Here is a 4,198-nt window from a genome sequence, read left to right on the forward strand (position 1 = left end):
CAGCGATGATCCGGGCGGACGGGCGGACCTCGGAAATCGGCTGGCATCCGGGCGGGCCGTGGCCCTTCTGGCAGAGGCAAAGTCTTATGCCAGGGCGTTCACGGCGACAGTGAAGAGGTACGGCAGGCGTTCGGCCGTGGGCACGATGCGCGGCGCGAGCGCGGGCTTCTGCCGGGCACGCACCAGAAGCTCTGTCAGAAGCCGGTGGCGGCGAGTAGCGCGGTTCCAGTCGGTCTCGTAGCGGTCCGGTGTGCCGAGGCGCACGTTGCCGACCAGGGCTTGGGCGCCGGTGAGGGCCAGGGAGATGCCTTCGCCAGTGAGCGCGTCGATGTATCCGGCAGCGTCGCCGACGAACAGGACCCGCCCGTGGCGTCGGGTTCGTGTTTGCTGGCGGAGCGGGCCTGCGCCTCGCACCGCGGTGACGGCCTTTTCCGCGGGGAGGCGGGCCGCCAGATCGGGGAAGGCGGCCAGTTGGGTGGCGAAGGGAGCGCGCCGGTCCGTCAGCAGCGCAACGCCGACGAGTTCGGGGCCGAGCGGGGTGATGTACGCCTCCCCGTCAGGCCCCCAGTGCACCTCGACGTACGCAGACCACGGGGGCACCGCGTAGTGGCGGCGCAGCCCGTATCTGGGTGTTCCGCGGGACTCGACTCCCAGGCCGAGGGAGCGGCGCACCGGTGAGTGCAGGCCGTCTGCGGCCACCAGCCACCGGGCGCGCAGGCCCGTGCCGGGGATGGTCACACCGGTGGTGTCCTGCCGTACCTCTCCCACCCGCAGGGGCAGTATGGGGACCCCCGCCTCTGACACGGCCTGGTGCAGGACACTGTGCAGGTGGGTGCGGCGCGCACCGAGGCCAGGGCCGTGCCGGAACGCCGCCTGAACCCGGCGGGGTCCCTGGACGTAGCGGATCCCGGTGATCGGCTGGCCGGGGACCTCCAGGCCGAGCGCGCCGAGCGCCCGGACGGCGCCGGGCGTCAGTCCCTCACCGCACGCCTTGTCGACCGGCGCCTGGCGCGGCTCGGCCACGACGGTGTCGAGACCGGCGCGCGCGGCGTGCAGGGCGGTGGCGAGGCCGGCGGGCCCGCCTCCGACGATCAGCAGGTCGTGCCCGGTGTTCATGCGGGCAGCGCCTGGGTGAGGGCCGTGCTCTCGCAGCGGACACGGACCGTGAGCAGCGCCGCGTTGGCGATCGTGAACGCCGCCGCGGTCAGCCACGCGGAATGCACCAGCGGCAGTGCGGCGATCTCCACCACGACCGCGACGTAGTTGGGATGACGCAGGAAGCGGTACGGACCGGCGCCGATCAGGCGCGCTCCGGGCACGACGATGACCCGGGTGTTCCAGTACGGCCCGAGCGTGGTGATGCACCACCAGCGCAGCACCTGGGCCAGTACGGCCAGCGCCAGCATGGGCCACCCCAATGCGGGCAGGAACGTCCGGTGGGCGAGCACGGGCTCCAGAAGACAGCAGGCCAGCAGAGCCGTGTGCAGGACGACCATGACCGGATAGTGACCGCGGCCGTACTCCACACCGGCGCGGGCCAGTGTCCATGCCGCGTTACGCCGCGCCACGACCAGCTCGGCGACGCGTTCGGCGGCCACGGCGAGAAGAAGAAGCGAGTACCAGATCATGGAGGCCCACTCACCAGCGCAGCAGCACAAGTTCGGAACAGAACCCCGGGCCCATCCCCATCAGCAGCCCCCACGTGCCCGGCTCGGGCCGACGCGATCCCCGGATGCTCTGCAGGATGTGCAGGACGGAGACGGACGACATGTTCCCCACGGCCGCGAGCGAACTCCATGAGCTGTCCAAGGCATCGCCAGGAAGATCGAGGGCGTCGCTGACGGCAGAGAGTACCTTGGGACCTCCCGGATGGCACACCCAGCACCCGATGTCGTCGGTTGTGAGGCCGTGCTCGGCCAGGAAGGCACGTAGATGCCGGCCGAAGTGGTCACGCACGATATCCGGGACGCCGGCACCGATCACGACACGGAACCCGCCGGCAGTGATGTCCCATCCCAGGAGCTGTCCGGTTTCCGGATACAGGCGGCTCCGCGTGGCGACCACCGAGGGACCGGCGGCACCCGGGCTGACGCCACCGATCCCACTGCCACTGTTGTCGCCGCAACCGCGTGCGACGAGCGCTGCCGCGCCGTCACCGAACAGGGCACCGGCGACGAGGTTGGCGGGGGAGTCGTCGCGCTGCTGGAGCGTCAGTGAGCACAGCTCGACCGTGAGGAGTACCGCCGTTTCGTCAGGGTGCCCGCGCAGATAGTCGTGCAGCCGGGCGAGGCCGGCGGCGCCCGCCACGCAGCCCAGGCCGAACACCGGGAGCCTCTTGACGTCGGGCCGCAGCCCCACGCGCCCGGCCAGACGGGCATCGAGCGACGGGGCGGCGATGCCGGTGATGGAGGCGCACACCAGCAAGTCGACATCAGCCGGCTCGAGCCCCGCTTCCTGCAGCGCGCCGGTCAGAGCTTCCTCGCCCAGGTCGAGGCCCGCCTCCAGCCACGCGTCGTTGCTCCGCCCGAAGTCGCCGAGACCGGCGTACCGCTCGATCGGCAGGGCGAGATGACGGGTGCGCACACCGGCGGACGCGTGCAGGCGGCGCAACAGCGTTCGGTCGGCCCCCGGTGCCAGGCACAGGTCGCCGATCGGCCCGGTGAGGTCGTCCTGGGCGTAACGGTGCGGCGGCAGTGCGGTGCGGACGGCGGCGATCGTGGTCGCCGCGGGCACGGTCCTCCGGCGCGGCGCGGCGGACGGCGGCGGAGACAGGGAGGACGGGGACGGGGTGTCATCGACGATCACAGGGACACGCATGCCGTCATGCCTTCCTCACCATGAATGTCCGATTACCGTGCATACGTGACTCTCCACCCATCTGGGGTTCCCTCGCGCACGACACACCGTGTCCCGGCGCTGCTGCGCTCCTGCCATCCGGAGCCTGCGCTCGCGGTGACGGTGTTCGTCACCGCGCTGGCCGTGGCAGCGGGCCGTGGACCGGCGGGGTCGGTGGCGGTGGCCGCGGCCGTACTGGCCGGCCAGCTCTCGGTGGGGTGGTGCAACGACGCGGTCGACGCGCAGCGCGACACGGTCTGCGGGCGCCGTGACAAGCCGGCGGCGACCGGTGAGCTCCCGTCCCGGACGGTGGGCGTCGCGGCCGGGGCGGCCCTGGGGCTGTGCGTACCGCTGTCGCTGCTGAGCGGGGCCGCCGCGGGAGCGGCACATCTGGGGGGCATGGTGGCGGCGGGTTGGGCGTACAACCTTTGGTTGAAGCGCACCGTGCTCTCCCCGCTGCCCTATGCCGTGGGCTTCGGCTCGCTGCCGGCCTTCGTCACCCTCGGTCTGCCGTCGCCGTCCTGGCCGGCCTGGTGGGCCGTGACAGCGGGCGCACTGCTGGGCGTGGGTGCGCACCTGGTGAACGTCCTTCCGGACATCGAGGACGACCGCGCCACCGGTGTGCGCGGACTGCCGCAGCGACTGGGCCGGGCGACCTGCCGACGGCTGGCCCCGCTCGTGATACTGACGGCCGTCGGCGTGCTCGCCGCAGGGCCGCCCGGGCCGGTCGGGACGACGGGCTGGACGCTGACGGCGGCGGCCGGGACGGTCGCCGTTCTAGGGACGGCTTCACCCTCGGAGACACGGAGCCGGTGGCCGTTCCGGGCGGCCATCGTGGTGGCGGGCACGGCCGTGACACAAGTCCTGCTGCGGGGGCCGGACATGGTTTGACCCAGACAGGCAAGGAGCGTCTCCAGCTCCACCTCGCCGGCTTCCCCACTACGGTGAGCAGGCTGGAGAGCGTAACGCCGCGGTGCTGTGGACGACCCGCTACTTGAACGCCTCCGACGAGCAGCTGAAGGCGCGCTGCCCGCCGACCAGCGCGAGTACGACGTCATGAACAAGGACGTCGCCCGCCTATCCCCGCTCAAGCACGCCAACCTCAACTGCCGCGGCCGCTACAGCGAGTGATGTAATTGCGAGAAAAGCTTCGGCTTCATCACCCGGGACGGGGGCCAGACGTCTTTGCCCACTACTCGGACCGAGGGGCAGCGGATACCGCGAGCTGACCGAGGGGGAGCGCGTCACCTTCGGCATCGGCCAGGATCAGAAAGGCCCGCAGGCCTGAGACGGAGCACCTTCCAGCGCATCGTCTTTCTCCATCAGAGTGGGCGGCCCTGTACAGGCGGGCTACGGCTTCGCC

At 71.6% G+C, this 4,198-nt stretch carries 5 protein-coding genes and 1 pseudogene; 3 read left to right on the forward strand and 3 right to left on the reverse strand.

Annotated features, from left to right (window positions below):
• Window positions 1–84: 84 nt before the first annotated feature.
• The 3 genes from AB0M97_RS30630 to AB0M97_RS30640 are packed head-to-tail and all read right to left on the reverse strand — an operon-like array spanning window position 85 to window position 2,817.
• Window positions 85–1,116 (reverse strand): NAD(P)/FAD-dependent oxidoreductase, encoded by a 1,032-nt coding sequence (locus tag AB0M97_RS30630; RefSeq protein ID WP_365964240.1) that lies wholly within the window; start codon window positions 1,114–1,116, stop codon window positions 85–87.
• The gene (locus AB0M97_RS30635) at window positions 1,113–1,628 is read right to left on the reverse strand and encodes an isoprenylcysteine carboxylmethyltransferase family protein (RefSeq protein ID WP_365964241.1); all 516 of its coding nucleotides are present in this window, start codon (window positions 1,626–1,628) and stop codon (window positions 1,113–1,115) included. The genes AB0M97_RS30630 and AB0M97_RS30635 overlap by 4 nt, the downstream gene beginning before the upstream one ends.
• A 10-nt stretch (window positions 1,629–1,638) precedes the next feature.
• The gene (locus tag AB0M97_RS30640) at window positions 1,639–2,817 is read right to left on the reverse strand and encodes a 3-oxoacyl-[acyl-carrier-protein] synthase III C-terminal domain-containing protein (protein WP_365964242.1); all 1,179 of its coding nucleotides are present in this window, start codon (window positions 2,815–2,817) and stop codon (window positions 1,639–1,641) included.
• 45 nt (window positions 2,818–2,862) lie between these two features.
• Here AB0M97_RS30640 and AB0M97_RS30645 point away from each other — a divergent pair, with 45 nt between their 5' ends.
• The 3 genes and pseudogenes from AB0M97_RS30645 to AB0M97_RS30655 form a co-directional block, all read left to right on the forward strand.
• Complete coding sequence (locus AB0M97_RS30645) at window positions 2,863–3,726, forward strand: UbiA family prenyltransferase (RefSeq protein WP_365964243.1); 864 nt, start codon at window positions 2,863–2,865, stop codon at window positions 3,724–3,726.
• Window positions 3,727–3,813: 87 nt separating this feature from the next.
• On the forward strand, window positions 3,814–3,966 hold the full coding sequence (locus tag AB0M97_RS30650) for a hypothetical protein (RefSeq protein ID WP_365964244.1): 153 nt from the start codon (window positions 3,814–3,816) through the stop codon (window positions 3,964–3,966).
• 3 nt (window positions 3,967–3,969) lie between these two features.
• Window positions 3,970–4,123 (forward strand): annotated as a pseudogene (locus AB0M97_RS30655) (cold shock domain-containing protein); the annotation flags it as partial.
• Between the last annotated feature and the right edge of the window lie 75 nt (window positions 4,124–4,198).

Origin of the sequence: Streptomyces sp. NPDC051207 (assembly GCF_040682395.1) — a bacterium.
GTDB lineage: Bacteria > Actinomycetota > Actinomycetes > Streptomycetales > Streptomycetaceae > Streptomyces.